The 17,034-nt window shown below is 70.9% G+C and carries 14 protein-coding genes; 1 reads left to right on the top strand and 13 read right to left on the bottom strand.

Annotated features, from left to right (window positions below):
* Nucleotides 1-2: 2 nt before the first annotated feature.
* The 6 genes from FHR37_RS12715 to yczE all read right to left on the bottom strand — a co-directional run bounded on the left by FHR37_RS12715 (nt 3) and on the right by yczE (nt 5,633).
* Nucleotides 3-2,339: a glycosyl hydrolase gene (locus tag FHR37_RS12715; protein WP_092882545.1), complete on the bottom strand. Its 2,337-nt coding sequence runs from the start codon at nt 2,337-2,339 to the stop codon at nt 3-5.
* Between the two features lie 282 nt (nt 2,340-2,621).
* On the bottom strand, nt 2,622-2,975 hold the full coding sequence (locus tag FHR37_RS12720; protein ID WP_092882544.1) for a VOC family protein: 354 nt from the start codon (nt 2,973-2,975) through the stop codon (nt 2,622-2,624).
* Between the two features lie 25 nt (nt 2,976-3,000).
* Entirely contained in the window at nt 3,001-3,843 is an 843-nt protein-coding gene (gene nadE / locus FHR37_RS12725) for an ammonia-dependent NAD(+) synthetase (RefSeq protein WP_092882543.1), read from the bottom strand.
* A 79-nt stretch (nt 3,844-3,922) separates the two neighbouring features.
* Nucleotides 3,923-4,420, bottom strand: a complete 498-nt coding sequence (locus FHR37_RS12730) for a GNAT family N-acetyltransferase (RefSeq protein WP_092882542.1) — start codon at nt 4,418-4,420, stop codon at nt 3,923-3,925.
* An 83-nt stretch (nt 4,421-4,503) separates the two neighbouring features.
* Nucleotides 4,504-4,938 carry a GNAT family N-acetyltransferase gene (locus FHR37_RS12735; protein ID WP_092882541.1) on the bottom strand — a complete coding sequence of 145 codons (435 nt, stop codon included), beginning with the start codon at nt 4,936-4,938 and terminating at the stop codon, nt 4,504-4,506.
* Nucleotides 4,932-5,633, bottom strand: coding sequence for a membrane protein YczE (yczE, locus tag FHR37_RS12740; RefSeq protein ID WP_092882540.1), 702 nt, complete (start codon nt 5,631-5,633; stop codon nt 4,932-4,934). The genes FHR37_RS12735 and yczE overlap by 7 nt, the downstream gene beginning before the upstream one ends.
* Nucleotides 5,634-5,694: 61 nt before the next feature.
* Between yczE and FHR37_RS12745 the strand changes: the two genes are divergently transcribed.
* The gene (locus FHR37_RS12745) at nt 5,695-7,083 is read left to right on the top strand and encodes an aminotransferase-like domain-containing protein (protein ID WP_092882539.1); all 1,389 of its coding nucleotides are present in this window, start codon (nt 5,695-5,697) and stop codon (nt 7,081-7,083) included.
* Between the two features lie 60 nt (nt 7,084-7,143).
* Here FHR37_RS12745 and FHR37_RS12750 read toward each other — a convergent pair whose 3' ends face one another.
* From FHR37_RS12750 to FHR37_RS12780, 7 genes are all read right to left on the bottom strand, one after another.
* Nucleotides 7,144-8,202 carry a Gfo/Idh/MocA family protein gene (locus FHR37_RS12750; protein ID WP_092882538.1) on the bottom strand — a complete coding sequence of 353 codons (1,059 nt, stop codon included), beginning with the start codon at nt 8,200-8,202 and terminating at the stop codon, nt 7,144-7,146.
* 46 nt (nt 8,203-8,248) lie between these two features.
* On the bottom strand, nt 8,249-9,133 hold the full coding sequence (locus tag FHR37_RS12755) for a sugar phosphate isomerase/epimerase family protein (protein ID WP_092882537.1): 885 nt from the start codon (nt 9,131-9,133) through the stop codon (nt 8,249-8,251).
* Nucleotides 9,130-10,494 (bottom strand): ROK family protein, encoded by a 1,365-nt coding sequence (locus FHR37_RS12760; RefSeq protein ID WP_202817992.1) that lies wholly within the window; start codon nt 10,492-10,494, stop codon nt 9,130-9,132. Before FHR37_RS12760 ends, FHR37_RS12755 begins: the two co-directional genes overlap by 4 nt.
* 145 nt (nt 10,495-10,639) lie before the next feature.
* Nucleotides 10,640-11,620, bottom strand: a complete 981-nt coding sequence (locus FHR37_RS12765) for an acetoacetate decarboxylase family protein (protein ID WP_092882536.1) — start codon at nt 11,618-11,620, stop codon at nt 10,640-10,642.
* The gene (locus FHR37_RS12770) at nt 11,617-12,681 is read right to left on the bottom strand and encodes an alpha/beta fold hydrolase (RefSeq protein ID WP_092882535.1); all 1,065 of its coding nucleotides are present in this window, start codon (nt 12,679-12,681) and stop codon (nt 11,617-11,619) included. The genes FHR37_RS12765 and FHR37_RS12770 overlap by 4 nt, the downstream gene beginning before the upstream one ends.
* Entirely contained in the window at nt 12,678-14,480 is a 1,803-nt protein-coding gene (locus FHR37_RS12775; protein ID WP_092882534.1) for a metallophosphoesterase family protein, read from the bottom strand. The genes FHR37_RS12770 and FHR37_RS12775 overlap by 4 nt, the downstream gene beginning before the upstream one ends.
* Entirely contained in the window at nt 14,477-16,915 is a 2,439-nt protein-coding gene (locus tag FHR37_RS12780; protein ID WP_092882533.1) for a GMC oxidoreductase, read from the bottom strand. Before FHR37_RS12780 ends, FHR37_RS12775 begins: the two co-directional genes overlap by 4 nt.
* Nucleotides 16,916-17,034 lie beyond the last annotated feature (119 nt).

Here is a 17,034-nt window from a genome sequence, read left to right on the forward strand (position 1 = left end):
ACTCAGCGCGACCACTCCACCAGCACCGGCGTCGTGAGCAGGCCGGAGTGCAGGTCGTCGCCGGCCCGATCGAGTTCCTGCATGGCGAACCGGCGGCCGTACCGCCCCTCGCTGTCGGCGGCGAGCCGGTGGATCTCCGTCTCCTCGGTCAGTGCGTTCGCCGCGGTGTTGCTGACGACCAGCCGCAGCGTGTTCTCGCCGGCGCGCAGCAGGTGGGTGAGTTCGACGCGGTACGGCGCCGACCACACCACGCCGGCGTCGGAGCCGTTGACGACGACGCGGACCACCTCACCGACCGGTGGGCGTACCAGCGCCCGGAACGACCGCAGGGTTCGCGGCCGGTCCTCCCGGATCGGGCGCGGGTCGCCGAAGTCCAGGAAGAACCGGCGGCCGGTCACCGAGTCAACGTGGAGTTGCGTCTCGTACTCACCCTGACCGGAGTGCCCGGCACGCGTGTCCTCCCAGCGATGCGGCAGCTCGACCGGCTCCCCGCCGAAGGTGAAGCCGGTGAGCGGTCGCCGGCCGACCTCGGCACCGGACGTGTGTGCCGGGACCGGCCCGTCGAAGGCGACGATCACGGTTGCTTCGTACGCGTCCAGAGCGAGGTCGACCGTGGGACCGCTGCCTGTCAAGGTGACCTTGCCGGTCTTCGCGTCCCACAGTTCGTACGACGAACGACGGGTGCGGGGCGTGAACGTCGTTACCTGGTGGGTGTTCGCGGTGTTGGCGACGAAGTAGACGTCGACGTCTCCGAGCTGCCGGTGGGTCACGCCGATCGCGTCGGAGTCCACCACGAAGTCCGGCTCGGGCAGGCCGGACAGGTCGGCCGGGTCGTCCAGCTCGGCCGGCGTCAGCACGGACTCCAGCCCCAGTTGGGCGATCGCCTCGTCGTCGACCAGGTCGAAGTCCCAGCCTCCGGTTCGAATCCGGCGTACGACGTCACCGAGCTTCTCCGCCGTGGCCTTCCACAGGTCGAGCTGGGGATAGACGTCCTCGAACGGCACGCGGAGCTGCACGTCCGCCACCGGGTCGCCCTGCCGCAGCAGCCAGCACAGCCGCTGGAGGTACGCCGTGAGTTCGGGGGCCGCGTCGTCCCACCACGGGTTCCGGTCGTCCAGCGCGCCGGCGGCGTAGAAGAACCAGCCGAGCCCGGGCGCGTCCACCGGGGTGTACGGCAGACCGTGGCCGACCAGCTGGTTGACCCCGCACAGGAAGTGCTCGTGCGCCTCGGCCTGCAGGTCCAGCGGGGTGGCGCGAAAGGACGGCGAGTGCACCCACGTCCACACCTCGGAGGAGACGATCTTCCGGCCGTAGAGGTGCGCCGCCGAGGATGCCCACCTCGTCTGCGGCAGGCCGGTCCAGCCCCAGCCCTCCCCCTCGGCCACGTCGGCGTACCGGAAGCTGCTGACCGAGGCCGGCGGCACTCCGTAACTCTGGATGCGGAACGGCACACCTCGTCCGCGTGCCCAGTCGCCGATGACCGCGACGAAGTTCTCCTGGTAGAGCTCGGACAACGTGCGGAGGAAGTCGGCGCGGAAGGCGCGGAAGTCACCGATGTCGAAGTGCAGCAGCGGAAGCAGGTGCAGCGCGTCGTAGCCGCGCCGTTTGCCGAACTCCGCGAGCACCTCCGGTGTCCAGTCCGAGCTGTAGACCTCCAGGCTGTCGCAGAAGACCGACCCGACAGGTGCGGGGGCGACGGCGTCCAGCAGGGGCGCGGCGACGCTTCGGATGTGGGCCTCGGTCGCCGCGGCCGAGTAGTGGTCGAGCACCGGTCCCTCCGCACCGGCCGCCGCCCGCTTGACGTTCTGCCCGGTGGGCCGGGACGTCGCGACCAGCAGAGTGCGGGGGCCGGTGCCGGACGGAACGTCCTCCGTGTCCAGAAGCGTGTAGTCCCCGGACCGGTCGTGGATCGAGCCGGGAAACACGTACGCCGCGACGAGCTCGTCGCCCGGCATCACCGGCACCCGCGAGGGACCCGGCGTCAGCTCGCGGACCTCCCAGCGCAGCCGGCGGGCGGCGAGGTCCGGCGTGACGTGCGGGCCGCCGAACGACCAGCCGCTGCCCAGCGTCAGGTCGAACCGCAGCCCCAGCTCCTGGCAGCGCAGCCCGGCATGGCGAAGGTGTTCGTGGAACCGCGGTGAACCGAAGTCGCACGTGGCAGGCCCGAGCGGATAGACGTACGCCACCTCGACACCGCCGAACCCGGCCGCCGCCACTGTCTCGAGCTGGCGGTCCAGCGACGACTCCTCGACCGCGGGCCCGAACCACCACCAGCGCAGCATCGGCCGTGCGTCGCTCGGCGGATCGGCGAAACCCTGTCGCAACTCCTCCAGCAGCATGGCGTCCAACCCTATGTCGCACCGGTCGGCCAAGCCTCGTCCTGACCAGGTGCGGTCAGCGGCCGGTCATGATGTTTTCGAGGGCCGCGATCCGTTCGGGTGTCAGGTCGTACGCGGTGGCGAGGAAGTCGCCGAAGGAGCCGTACTGCCGATCGATGTTCGCCCACAGCGTGCCGAGGTGAATCGCGGCGCCGATCCCCGTCCGTGTGCGTCAACCCGCTCTTGCTCGTGCATCCGGGGCGAGAAGCCGTACCGGTCCAGCAGCGCCTCGATCCAGCGCGATCAGTGGTACTGACACAGGCAGAACTCGTTTCCTTCCGGGTCGGCCATCACGACCACGACGCCCTCGTCGTAGTCGTGGCGTTCCCCGGTGAAGGATCCGCCGAGTGAGACCACGTGATAGATGCCGGTCTCGATGTCGTCGACGGTGACATCCAGGTGGATTCGGGTCTTGCCCCGCTTCGGTTCGGACACGGGCTGGAACACCAGCCTGGGAAGGTCCTCGGATCGTCCACCGAGATAGACCCAGCCGGGCTCGGACGGCCCTTCCTCCCGCCCGAGCAGCGCACTCCAGAACCGCGCCACCCGCCGCGGGTCCAGGCAGTCGACGGTGACCCCGCTCCATCGATACGCCATCCGTGTCTCCCTTTCCGCCTTATGGTCAGGCGCGCCACCAGTCGTCGAGGGGGGTGACCGGGACGGTCCGCTTGTGCCGGGTCGCGAGGTAGACCGACTCCACCCGCGCCGCCACCTCGGGGGTGACATCCGCACCTTCCAGGTAGTCGTCGATCTGGGCGTACGTCAGACCGAGGGCCACCTCGTCGGGCAGCGCCGGCCGGTCGTCCTCCAGGTCCGCGGTCGGCACCTTCTGCCACACACTCTCCGGGGCGCCCAGCTCCTGCAGGAGTGCTGCGCCCTGGCGCTTGGTCAGCCCCGTCAGCGGGGTGAGGTCGACCCCGCCGTCGCCGTACTTCGTGAAGAAGCCGGTGACCGCCTCGGCCGCGTGGTCGGTGCCGACGACGAGGAGGTTCAGCTGCCCGGCGAGGGAGTACTGGATCACCATCCGCTCGCGGGCCTTGATGTTGCCGCGAACGAAGTCCCGCAGCCCGGGCTCGGGGCCGAGCAGTTCACGCAGGCCTGCTGCGGACTCCGCGGCCACGGCATCCGCACCGGGCTTGACGTTCACGGTGATCGAATGGTCCGGCCGGACGAACTTCAGTGCGACCTGCGCGTCGTCCTCGTCGGCCTGGGTGCCGTAGGGAAGCCGCACCGCGACGAACGTCGCGTCGCCTCCCTCGGCCCGCAGCTCCTCACCCGCCAGCTGGCACAGCCGGCCGGTGAGGGTGCTGTCCTGGCCGCCGCTGATCCCCAGCACGTATCCCCTGGCCGGGGTCGTCCGCAGGTAGTCCTTGAGGAAGTCGATCCGCCGGCGGATCTCTGCCCTGGGCTCGATGGTCGCCCGGACGCCCAGCTCGGCACGGATCTGATCACGTTGGTTCGCCACCCGCACAATGTAGCGGCCGGGGAGTCGGCCAGGTCCGAGCGCTCGGGCAGCTGCCGAGCCGCCCCGACCTCCTGGGAACTCACCCGGCGACGGTGTCGCGCTGGTACCAGCTGCCCTGCTTGCCGCCGATGTCGGCCGGATCGGCCGGGCCGACCTCCGCGAAACCGGCCTTCGCGAGAACCTTCTGCGATGCCGCGTTGGCATCGGCCGCCGCGGCCCGGATGACGCGGATCCCGTGGTCGGCGGCTGCGACGCGGCACAGGTCGAGCACCGTCGCGGTCGCCACGCCACGGCCGGCGGCGTGCTCGGCGACCCGGTAACCCAGCTTCGCGACACCGTTCCCGGTGAACTCGAGGTTGAACCGGCCGAGGACCGACCCGTCCTCGGCCACGAGAACGTAGAACGCCCCGGCTCCCGCGTCCTGATCCGTCAGCAGATCCCGGAGCCGGTCGGCGAAGTGCTCGAAGTAGTCGTCGCCGCGGTCGGAGATGAAGCCGGCGAAGTAGGCCCGGTTCACCGTCTCGAAGGACAGGATCGCCGGCGCGTGGTCGGCGCGCAGCAGCTGCAACTCGGGCATGACCGAAGTAAACATCGTCGCGGCCGGCCCTGGCCAGGTAATAACCCGGCCAGGGGCGCCGCTCACCGCGGCCGGGACGGCCCTCACAGATCGATCTGGTAACGAAGAAACCCGCGGTTGACAGCCACCCGATCGTAGAGGCGACGCGCCCGCGCGTTCGACTCGTGGGTCGACCAGTACACCCGGCTGCACCCCCGGGACCCGGCCCACACGGTCACCTCGCGGATGAGCGCCCGGGCCACGCCCTGCCCGCGAGCGTCGGGTGCGGTGAACAGGTCCTGCAGGTAGCAGACGTCCGCCGCGGTGGTACTGGGATGGACGAGGAAGTGCGTGATGCCGACGAGCCGGCCGTCGAGCTTCGCGCCCAGTGCGTGCAGCGCGGTGTCGCGGCGAAACTCGTCCCAGGCGCGGTCGTACGCCTCGTCCGGCAAGGTGTGCTCGTAGAAGGTGTTGTAGGCGACGAACAACTCCTGCCATGCGGGCCGGTCTGCATCAGTGAGTTTGCCGATGGTCAGCACGGGCGGCCTTTCGTCGGGGTGGTCCGGTGGTCGCTTCGGTCGGGTGGCGCAGTGATCGGGTACCGCTGGGTGGTGATCTGCACCCTGGGCAGTACCCATTGGACTACGGGCCCGATGCACAGTGCGTAGAGAGCTGTACCGATGCCTACCGGACCACCGAGCAGCCATCCGCTCCCCAGTACGACCACCTCGATGCCCGGTCGCAGCAGACCGATGGGCCGTCCGGTCACTCGGTGCAGCCCGGTCATCAGTCCGTCACGTGGCCCGGGACCGAGCTGTGAGCCGATGTAGAGGGCGCTGCTGAGTCCGTTGAGGAGGATTCCCGCAGGCAGCAGAACGGCTCGCAGAATCAGGTCGCCGGGCCGGGTCACGACGGCGAGGGTGACGTCGCACGCCACCCCGACGCACACGCAGTTGGCGAGCGTGCCGATGCCGGGTTTCTGCCGCAGCGGCCACCAGAGAGCGAGTACGGCGAAGGACACGACGACGACAACCGTGCCGACGCTGAGCCCCGCCGTCCGGGCGATGGCGACCTGGAGCACGCCCCACGGGCTCACCCCCAGTCCTGACCGGATGAGCAGCGCCAGCGAGGCTCCGTAGCCGCACAGCCCGGCGAACAGCACCATCAGGCGCAGAGGCAGCCGGTCGAGCCCGAGCTGGGCGCGGGGTCCAAGATTCTCCAACTTCAGGTGCACGTCTTCGAGGGTGCCGCGGATTGGACTTGCCGCAGAGGGCCAATTCTGATGTCGTGGACCGGTGCAGAACCCCGTGAGCCTCGATCACCTGGTCCGTCAGCTGGGTGTTCCCGCCTCGCGGATGCCGGCGTACGTCTGGCTCGCCGACCGGCTGAACCTGCTGGTGGCGGAGGGGCGGCTGACACCCGGCGCCACGCTGCCCGCCGAACGGGCCATGGCCACGGCACTGGGACTGTCCCGGACGACGGTCGTACGAGGTCTGGCCCTCGCGGAGGCGCAGGGCATCGTGGCGGCTCGCCGTGGGGCGGGCCGCACGGTGAGGTCTCCCAGGCGCCGATCCTCGGCGTTCGAGCCACTCGAGCCCGGACTCGGCGGTCCGGAAGGTGATCAGCTCGACCTGCGCTCCAGTCAGATGCCACCGGTGGACGGCATCGGCGAGGCGATGAGACACGCCACCGAGTCGACGCTCGCCCGGCTGACGCCGGGCGGCTACCACACCGCCGGCATCCCCGAACTGCGCGAGGCGATCTGCGCTCACTACGCATCACGGGGACTGCCCACCACGCCGGATCAGGTGCTGGTGACGACCGGCGCGGTCAACGGCGTGCACCTCGCCGTCCGGGCGCTGGCCGGCCCGGGCCGCCGCGTCGTGGTCGAGAACCCCTGCTACCCGAACACGGTCCGCACCATCGCGTTCGCCGGATCTCGTTCGTCGCCCGTCGACACCGAGGACGACGACGCCGGACACGCGATGGCGCACGCCCTGACGAATTCGGATGCTCCCTGTGCGCTCCTCATTCCCGAGTTCCAGAATCCCACCGGGCGCCTGATGGGCGAGCAGGCGCGGTCCCGCGTGCTGCGCGCCGCGCGCCGGCGCGGCGTCGCGTTGGTGGTAGACGAGACGTTGGTGGCGACCAACTGGCGCGAGCTGGAGATGCCGTCCCCCCTGACCGCCCGGGGGGTGACCACCGTGCTCGTCGGGTCCATGAGCAAGTCCCACTGGGCAGGGCTGCGCATCGGCTGGGTACGAGCGCCGCGACGGGTGGTCGACCTGATCTCCCACCAGCGTCTCGGCGCGGACCTCGGGGCACCCCTGCACGCTCAGGTGCTGGCCGCGGACCTGCTTGCTCGCCCCCTGCCGCACCAGCGATGGAAGCGGGTGGCCGACAACCATGACCTGCTGCTCCGGGAGCTGCGCACCCGCCTTCGGACCTGGCGGATCGATCCGGTCGACGGCGGCCTCAACCTCTGGTGCCGCCTACCTGCCCCGAAGTCCGAGCAACTGGTGAGGGCGGCGGGCAGCCGAGGGCTTCTCCTGGCCACCGGGCACGTCTTCTCGCCCGGAGGGCACGGCTGGGGAGCCCGGTTGCGGCTGCCGTTCACCGCGCACTCCGACGATCTCGTCCGAGCGGCCGGAATCCTCGCCGAGGTCGCCGGCGAGCACCTCTGACGCCGTCGCCCCCGGCCAGGCGCTGACCCCGGCCGGGGGCGACAGAGGTGGATCTCGTGACTAGAGCTGGACTTCCTTGCCCTGGGCGGCGGAGGTGTAGACGCCGTCCAGGATCTTCATCATCTCCGCGCCCTGCCACGCCGGCGCGACGCTCTCGGCCTCGCCCAGGCAGGCGGCGACGAAGTTCTCGATCTCGTTGCCGAAACCGTCGTCGAGGTCGAAGGACTCGAACCCGATCTGCGGCGTCACCTTCAGCAGCGTCTCGTGCTTCTCCGAGGCGATCTGCAGCTTGGGCTCGAGGTCCGCGCCACCCTTGTCGCCGTACACCGAGACGTTCAGCGAGTCGCTCGTCGCGTGCAGCGAGAACGACGTGTCCATGATCAGCGACGCGCCGTTCTCGAACCGGATCAGGGCGTTGGCCATGTCCTCGACGTCGTTCTTCGTCGGGTCGTAGTCGGCCACCTGGTACCGCGGCAGGGTGGTGATGTTGGACCGGTTGCCCAGCTTCTCGTAGGTGTTCGCACTGACCGACGTCACCCGCGGGGTCCCCATGAGGTACCAGCACAGGTCGATCACGTGCACGCCGATGTCGATCAGCGGGCCGCCGCCGGAGATCGCCTTGTTGGCGAACCATCCACCGGGGTTGCCCATCCGGCGGATGCAGCTGGCCTTGGCGTAGTAGATGTCACCGAGGTCGCCGGCCTCGATGAACGACTTCAGCACCCGGCAGTTCGCGGAGTGCCGCCGGACGAAACCCACCTGGACAACGCGGTCGTGCGCGTTCGTCACGTCCTCGAGCCGCTGCGCCTCGGCGTAGGTACGGCTCATCGGCTTCTCCACCAGCACGTGCTTGCCGGCCTCGACCGCCGCGATCGCCAGCTCTGCGTGGGTGTTGTTCCAGGTGCAGATGCTCACCGCGTCGACGTCGGGGTCGGCGAACAGCTCGGCCGCGTCGCTGTAGGCCCTGGCGGCACCCCACTGCTTGGCGACCGACTTCGCCCGGTCGGCGTTGATGTCGGCGACCGCGACGAGTTCGACGCGCGGGTTGGCCTGGTAGGCCTTCAGGTGAAGGGCCGCGATGCTACCGACGCCGACGACGCCGATCCTTACCTTCTGCATGACTCTCCTTGTGGGGAACGATTCTGGGCGTGACCGGCGGGCCGGCTCAGGCCTCGGCGTAGATGCGCTTGGCGTTGGCGATGCCCCGGCTGCAGCCGATCAGGCAGTCCTCGTGGCCCTCGAACTCGATCGAGGCGAAGCCGTCGTAGCCGGACTCCTTGATCGACTTCGCGACGCTCCACGTGTCCAGGTCGCCGTTGCCGACGATCGCGCCGCGGAGGTACTTGCCGCCCCTGCTGCGGAACCAGCCCTCGCCGGGGTTGCGGCCGGCCGGACGGACGTAGAAGTCCTTGAAGTGCACGATCATGGCGTACGGCAGGTTGGACGGGACCGCGACCGTCGGGTCCTCGTCGACACAGAGGAAGTTCCCGATGTCCAACGTGGTCTTGAAGTTGGGCTCGTCGACGGCGTGCACGATCCGGCGTACGCGGTCGCTGCTCTGGACGAAGAAGCCGTGGTTCTCCAGGCTGGTGGTGACGCCCTTCGTCGCGGCGTACTGCGCGATCTCCTTTGCCGCCTTGACGATCTTCGGCAGCGCGGCCTCGAAGGCGGGCGTGTCGTCGCCCTGGATCCCGGCATGCGCGACCACGTCGTGGCGCATCAGCTTGATGCCCAGCCGTTCGATCAGGTCGACGTGGGCCTTGACCCGCTTCACCTCGGCCGCGGTCTCGGCGTCGTCGCCGATGAAGCTCGCGCCGATCGCCATGTTGGACAGGGTGACGCCGCGATTGGCCGCGTGCTCGACGATCTTGTCGACGAACGCCGGGTCGGAGTCGGTGTTGGGGATCGGGCTGTCGGCCCCTGCGTAGATCGACGCGAGCTCGAGGTGTTCGCCCTCGCTGTCGGCGATCCAGTCGATGACGTCGAAGAGGGTCATCTCCCCCGTGCTGAGCCGCTGGTGGAAGCTGTAGGAGCTGAATCCGAACTTCATCTGGACATCCTTCTCGTCGATCGGGCGGCGGGTACTTCGGGTGTTGCGGGTATGGCGGGTACTGCCGGTGGGTGGGACAGGAGTACGTCGGAGAGGGCGTCGGCCGGCGGGACTGCCTCGGACGGCGGGCCGTCGAGGGTGCCCGGCCAGCGATGCCAACGGGTGGGCACGCGGGGAACCCCGAGGATCTGGGCGGAGTGGGTCTCGAAGGTGGAACCGAGGGCGCCGCAGAGGGTTCCACCGGACCTCAGCAGCGAGGTGGTGATCATCGGCTTCTCGTCGGTCATCAGCATGTGGTGGACGGCCTCGGTCAGCGGAGCGAGCAGGTCGTCGCCGGCCCGGGACAGTCCGCCGCCGATGACGATCAGCGCGGGGTCGACGGTCAGCGCGATGGTGGCGATCATCGGCGCGATCTCCGCACAGAACCCGGCGATCTCGGCGGCCGCCTGCGGGTCGCCGTCCCGTGCCCTGGCGAACACCTGCTCCCCCGTACGCCCCGAACGCCACTGCAGCCGGCCGCGCCGGGAGGACTCGGTCCAGCGCATCCCGCGCAGGCTTCCCAGCTCGCCGGCCAGCCGGTGCCGGCCCTGCAGGATCGCGCCGTTCATGATCAGCGCCGTCGAGATCCGGTGGCCGATCTGCAGAAAGATCAGGTCGTCGTCGTGGCCGGAGCCGGGCTCGGTCTCGGCGGCGCCGGAGTCCGGTTCGGCGCCGCCCGCGGGCGCGGCCCGAAGCCGCTGCTCGGCGAGCGCGGCCAGCTTGATGTCGTTCTCGACCAGCACCGGGCAGTCCCAGGACGCCGAGAGCCGGCTCGCGGGGTCGACACCGATCCAGTCCGGCACCGCGAGGCTCTGGGTGATCCGGCCGTCGCGGTCGAGGATTCCGGGTACGCCGAGCCCGGCGGCGCGCAAGTCGGTGAGGTCCGCACCCGAGGCGCGGACCGCCTGGCGTACGGCACTTCGGACGATCCGGAGCCGGCCGGCGCCGTCGATCCCGGCGGGCACCTCCGCCTCCGTACGGCCCACGATGTCGCCGGCCAGGTCGGCGATCCGGACCCGCACGCTGTCGCTGCCGATGTCGATCCCGGCCACCCGTCCGGCGCCGGCGGTGAACGCGTAGGCCCGCGCGGGCCGGCCGGCTCCCGCACCGCGCTGCGGCTGGGCCGGGCGGATCGGTCCCGTCCGGAGCAGGTCACCCACGACCGCGTCGACGGTCGGGCGGGCGAGCCCGGTCGCGGTGGCGAGCTCGGCGATGGTCAGCGGTCGCTGCTGGTCGCGCAGCACCGCCAGACACGCCGCGGCGTTGGCGCGGCGCACAGCCGCCCCGGCCGGATCCTGAGTGGTCAGGAGAACTCCGTACACATGAGGGGAAAGGATTATGAAACCCGGTTACCTAATTAGAGACTAGGCGTCCCCTCCGCACCGGGTCAACCCCGTTCGGGTGGGATCCGGGCGATACGACCGGGCCTGGTCACCTCGGGCGGGTCACCCCGGGGCGGGTCGCGCGTCAGACCTTCGCCACCGGCGCCGGCGGCCACTCCTCCGACAGCCCGAGGTCGACGACGCTCTCCAGTCCCTCGGGCCGCTCACGGATGCGACGGTCCGAGGTGAGGAACCACGACTCCACGTGGTCGTCGAGCAACCCGCTGACCGCGGGCAGGTACGCCGTGAACATCGGGAACTCGCCGAGATCCAGGTCGTGCAGCGACCGGACCTCCGGCGCATCCCCGAGCACGAGGCGCCCGGTCGCGCGCGGCGCCACCGCGACGTAGGCGTCGCCGGTGAAGTAGATCGTGGACCGCATCAGCATGCCGCGGAACGACGCGTAGGCGACCGCCGCCGCCCGCAGCGGAAGCGGCCCGAACGACGGCCGGTCGATCTCCGCCCGGGCGGCGAGCAGCCCGTCGCTGTCGTACTGCGCGGCGACCCTGCGGTCGGTGACGTCGAAGCTCAGCGGCGCCCGGTGCTTGGGCATGCCCCAGATGCCCTTGCCGCCCTTGACCGAGATCTCGGTCGACACCGGCAGGTCGAGGAGGTAGAGCCCGGTGCCGAACCTCCCGCGCAGCAGACCGGGCAGCAGCCGCGGCGCCGGGCGGACGCCGTGCGTGCACATGATGCCGATGGAGTACTCGATGTAGCGTCCGATGTCGGTGTGCTGGTAGCTGAGGACCGTGACGAGGAGCACGCCGCGGCCGTTGGCCAGCCGCAACGGGTGCAGCTCGTCCCCGGGCAGTTTCGCCGCCGCGGCGTCGCCGTCGATGCTGAACGCCGCCATCATGGCCGGGGTGCCCCGGGAGTCGACCGGCATCACGAACGGCACGCCGTCCACGAGTGCGTGCCGACCGGCCTCGCGCCGCTGGCGGCGCGGCACGGGTGAGGGCGCGAGCCGGAACGCCAGGCCGGCGGCGCGAAGCAACGAGCCGTTGACAGTACCGAGTGCGTTGCCGAGTACGTTGCCGAGCACGCGACCGTTCGCAGAACCGTTCATCGGGCCAGCTCCTCGAGGATGAGTGGGTAGGTGTCCCGGGCCGCGTTCTGACCGATGAACACGTCCAGGTGCCCGTAGCCGGGCAGGAGGTGCAGGGCATCCCTGCCGGGACGGTGCCCGGCGAAGAAGTCGAAGGAGCGTTGCTGGCTCGCGGGCAGGAAGCAGCGGTTGTCCTCCCCCGCGACGAACACGAAGCGCGCCTCCGTCCTGGGTGCCCCGGCCACGTACGACGCCGGAAGGCCGGGCAGGTTTCGCACCGGCACGAGGTGGCCGGCGTTCACCGATCGGCGCATCTGGGCGAAGAAGGTGAGCGGCACGTCGCCGAACTCCCCGCGGATCCACTGGTGAGTCGTCTCGTCGAGGTTCCGGTGCGACCACAGCGCGGGAAAGCCCGCCCCGTACACGAAGGACACCATCCGGCAGACCGTGTTGCGGCACTCCCGGTGGGTGGCGCGTACGAGATCACGCATCAGGTGGGCGAACAGGCCGACGGGCCGGTCACCCCAGGCCGGCGACACGTGGCTCACGAACCGGGACACGACCGGCGCCACGAACCCGATCTTGAAGCGGGACCAGTCCGGGATCACCGGGTGCAGCGACACCGCGTTGGAGACGATCGTGTCGACCTCGGGCACCAGACCGGACACCGCCGAGATCGTGAACGACGTCGAGCCCTGGCAGTGGACGACGGCCTTCATCCGGTCCCGCCCGGTGAGCCGGCACACCTCCCGTACCGCGGCCGGATGGTCGTAGGCGGCGGCGTCGTCCAGCGTCCAGGACAGCGGGGGAAGGTCGATGGACGCGCGCCAGTTGAGCAGCCACACGTCCCAGCCCGCGGCCAGGAGCGCGTCGACGAAGGTGTGTTCCAGCGGTGGGCGGAAGAGCTCCGCGCGCACTCCCGAGCCGTGCACGACGAGTACGGGCCCGCGCCGTGCGGTGCGCCCCGTACCCTCCGAATTCTCCACGTGCACGAGGGTCAGCGGCACGCCGTCCAGCGCCCGGAACGGGTGGATGGTGGTGTGGTGGCGCGCGGCGGCATCCGTCGCCGCGGTGACCGTCATCGAGGTTCCTTCCGGGGAGCCTGCCCGGGAGCACACCGGGGGCCACTCCGGGGAACGCGGAACGGCGGCTCGGCGAGCCTGGGGACGGGCGGCTCGCCGGCGGGCGCGATCCAGGCCGCGTTCGGCTCGGCGTCGGGGGTCGCCCTCCACGTCCGGCAGACCGTGTCGACGACCACCGGATGAACGGTGAGCGAGCCGTCGCGGCCGATGTACATGCGCAGGAAGCCCTTGTGGTCCTCGATGCCCCGCCCGGAGAAGATCCAGCCACGGACGACGGGCAGGTCCCGGTAGGCGAACAGCCAGCCGGCGAACAGTTCGACGCCGGCGATCCCGGCCACCACCACGGCCGCGGCGAAGGCGGCCACCGCCGCGACCAGCCCCGGCACCCCTGCGGGCAACGGGACCGCCGCGAGCCCGGCGAGTACGACGAGGGCGAGGACGACCTCGGCCGCGACGAGCGTCGCCGGCGCTCGGGCGAGGACCGGGCGCCGCCTGCGTACCAGGGCGAACGCCACGTCGACCACCACCGCGGCCGCGACGACGAGCCCGATCCGCAGGCCGAGACCGAGCACGTCGCCGACGTCGCCGGTACGCAAAGCCGCCACCGGTGGCCGTCGCGTCGTCAGGGCCAGGGCGGCGACGAGCAGCACCAGCAGCCCACCCTGCAGGAGGGTCGCGAGCCCGGCCAGGCCGCTGTTGCGCCACGGGATGCCCCACACCTGCCGGCCGAGGCGGCGCGAGGTCTGCTGGTCCGGGTACGCCGAGTCCGCCAGGTCCACGGTCAGCGGCTCGGACTTCTCCCGCGCTCTGGACCGCACCGGCGGAACCTCCAGCGACGCGGGCATCGCGTGGGTCGCCGACAGGTAGGCGCCACCCAGCCCGCACGTCACCATCTGCCGCGACCCGTCCCGCTCGGCGTACCGCACGTAGTGGTGGCTGTCGCCCGACACCCACAGCCGCACCTGCGCACCCGAGTCCTCGAGCAGCCGGCGCTGCAGGTAGTCGAGGGTGCCGAACGCGTCCGGGTCGGTGGCGGTGTCCACCCAGCTCGGCTTGCCGGTGGCCACGATGACGCCGTCGCCTGGCCGCAGCCGCGGCCGGACCTGTTCGGCGAAGAACCGCAACTGTGGCTCGTCCACGTACCCCTCGAGCTGGATGTCGACGCCCACCAGCCACCACCGCCGCGGCAGCCGGACGGCGAAGTACGAACGGGGCTGGCCGGTCTGCCAGCCGCCGATCGCCCGGCCCTGGCAGAACACCCGCAGGAACGAGGTCAGCCCGTCGTACCAGTCGTGGTTGCCGGGCAGGGCGAGCAGCATCGATGAGTCCTCACCCGGGCCGGCCGGCTCGGGCAGCGCCGCGCGGTAGCGGCCCTTCGTACGGTCCTCGTACTCGCGGGTGGACGCCGTCGGGTACACCTCGTCGCCGCCCATCAGCAGGAGCGCGGAACGCGGCAGCGTCAACCTGCCGTTGCCGCTGCCGCTGCCGTTGCCGTTCCGGTGGGCGGGTGCGACCTCGAGCTTGTCGTGGGCGAGCAGCCAGGCGATCGTGTACGTCGCGTCGAAGCCGTCGCCGAGGTCGGCGACGAAGTCCAGCCACAGCTCGTCAGCCTCGGGTTGACAGGTCAGCAACGGCTGGTCGAAGGTGCCCTGCAACTCGCGCTTGTCGGCGTACGCACCGAACATCTCCGAGATCACCAGCTTGGTCGCGGTGTGCCGCAACTGTCCCGGCGACAGCCACCGCACCGGTTGTCTCCTGGCGAACCCGAGCGCGGACTCGGTGAGGTCGCCCGGCCTCATCGGCGCTCCTCCGACCCTTCCCGCACAGCGTTCTCCCGCAGAGCACCTTCGTGCACAGCGCCTTCCGGCTCGGCGGCCTGCGTCCTCGACCCGTACACCGACCACAGCTCGCCGAGGAACAACCGGCCGAACGCCGCCAGCGCCGTCGGCCCGTCCGGCCCGCGGGTGCGGAACGTCGTCAACTGGTGCAGGAAGTCCAGCGGCGCGATGGTGATGACCGCGGCGCCGAGCACGTCGGCACGGTCGTCCGCCGCCGGATCGACGTGGCCGCCGAGCAGCCGGACGTACAACGTCGTCGTGTCCGGCCACAGGTCGGCGCCGGCATCGTCGTGCACGTCCTTCCGCCCGACGAGGGTCACCGGGTTGCCGCCGCCGTCGGTGAACCACAGCCGGTAGCGCATCGCCCGGCGGGTGTGGTCGCCGTCGGTGGTGAACAGGTTGAACACTCCCCGGCTCACCGGACGCCTCCCGCCGAGCAGGTCGCACTCGATCCAGCCCTCCGCCCGGCCCTCGTGGGCGGGGTCGGCGACGAACCGTTGTACGTCGTCCGCGGTGATGGTGAGGCGGAACGCCAGCCGGTCGCCGCGGGCGCGGCCCAGTCGTGCGCCCTGCTCCGGATCGGTCACGCCGAGCGCGGCGAACCCCTTCATCTCCTCGGTGAACGACAGCGACGTGACGTCCGCGGTGGTACGTCGTTGCGCGGGCACCCGCGGCGCCGGGCCGGGTGCGCTGACGCCACGCGAAACCCGCCCGGACAGCAGCCGGTCACAGGCACGGTCGGCGAGGGCGGCGATCGTGAAGGAGGGGTTGGGCCCGACCGGACCGGGCATCAGCGAGCCGTCCGCGACCGCCATCCCCGGATAGCCGAACACCTGCCCGGTCGCGTCGCACACCCCAGCGCCCGGGTGGTCCGCCATCGGCGCCCCTCCGACCGGATGCACGGTGATGACGCGCTTGCCCCACCACAGCGGGTTGTCCGCGAAGCCTCCGCCCGCGGCGTCGGCGATGGCGCGCATGGTGTCCCGCATGCGGGTGAAGTACTCCTCGGACGTGGCGAGCGTCCACGTCGACTCCAGGTAGCCGCGGTCCAGGAACAGTTTCCCGTCGGGCACGTCCCGTCCCATGCCGATCAGCGGCAGGGTCGCCGCGGAGGTGTCACCGGCCCCGAGCAGTGCGGCGACCTCGGCGCTGATCCCGGTCTTCGGCGAGTGCTCCAGCCGCGCCCGCAGCCGCTGGAGCCCGAACCGGATCGTCCGTCCCAGCGAACGATCCGCCCGGGTGGTCTCGACCAGCCAGTCGGCGAAGCCCGGATAGCCGGCGTCCTCCACGTAGTAGCCGCGGCCACCGCCGCCGTCCACGGCGTCCGGCACCCGGATGGCGCTGGTGATGACCGGGCCACGACTGCCTTCCAGGCGCTCCGGACGCCCGCCCTCGCGCGCGTGCTTCACGAACGTGAGCAGGTCGCCGTTGCCCGAGAACCGGGTGCCGAGCGCGCCGCTCAGCCCGGGGAACGCCGCGCGGTTGCGCAGCAGCAGGTAGGTGGTCCCGAACGTCCCGGCGGCGAGTACGAGCTTGTCGCAGGTGAGGGTGTGCAGCGGCAGCCTGCTGGTGCGGGTGCGCCGCCCCTCCCGATCCGGCTCGTGTACGACGTACCGGACCTCGTACCCTCCCTCCGCACGCGGGGACAGGGTGCGTACCTCGCACCGGGTGCGCAGGTCGGCGCCGTGATGCTGCGCGGCGGACAGGAAGGTGTGGTCGAGAGTGTTCTTCGCGCCGTCGTTGCAGCCGATGTCGCACTCCCCGCACAGCCGGCAGGTACGCCGTGGCAGACCGTGCAGGTTGCCGTACTCCGGAGTGGGAATGGGCGCGCCCACCACAGGTGCCTGGCCTGGAACGGGTGCGAAGGACACCGCCAGGGGCGGCAACTGCCAGTCGAGATCGAGGCGTTTCGCGGCACGGCGCATGGCGATCGTCTTGCCTGTCCCGTCGTAGCCCTGGGCGTCGAGCGGGAAGCGCTGCGGCGCGAGCATCCGCTCCACGCTGTCGTAGTGGGGGTCGAGCTCGGTGCGGGTGACCGGCCACGACTCGTAGCCGCCGCCGGGGATCGGGGACTCGTGCACGAACCAGCGCTCGTCCTTGCGGAGCAGCACGTTCGCGTAGATGAGCGAACCGCCGCCGAGGCCCGCGGACACCACCGCCTCGATCCCCCGGAACGTCCACACGTCGAACAGCCCCTGCAGTCCCTCGCTGGGATCCCAGAAGGCGCGGGAGAAGTCGGCCGGCGAGCGTGGGAACGAGCCGGGCGGATACGCCTTGCCGCGTTCGAGTACGATGACCCGCAGTCCCGCCTCGGCAAGCCTGAAAGCAGAAACCGACCCGCCGAATCCGGAACCGACCACCACCGCGTCGACGTGCTCGGACCTGGCCCTGGCCATGGCGTCACCCCCGAATCGCGCGACCTCACACGAGGCGTTCTCGCAGACTCGCGGGCTGACCGTCGTCCTGTCGCTCACCGGGCAAGCCCGCGTTGACAGTCGTTCGGGGGACGATCCCT

The organism is Actinopolymorpha cephalotaxi, assembly GCF_013408535.1.
GTDB classification, from domain to species: Bacteria; Actinomycetota; Actinomycetes; order Propionibacteriales; family Actinopolymorphaceae; genus Actinopolymorpha; species Actinopolymorpha cephalotaxi.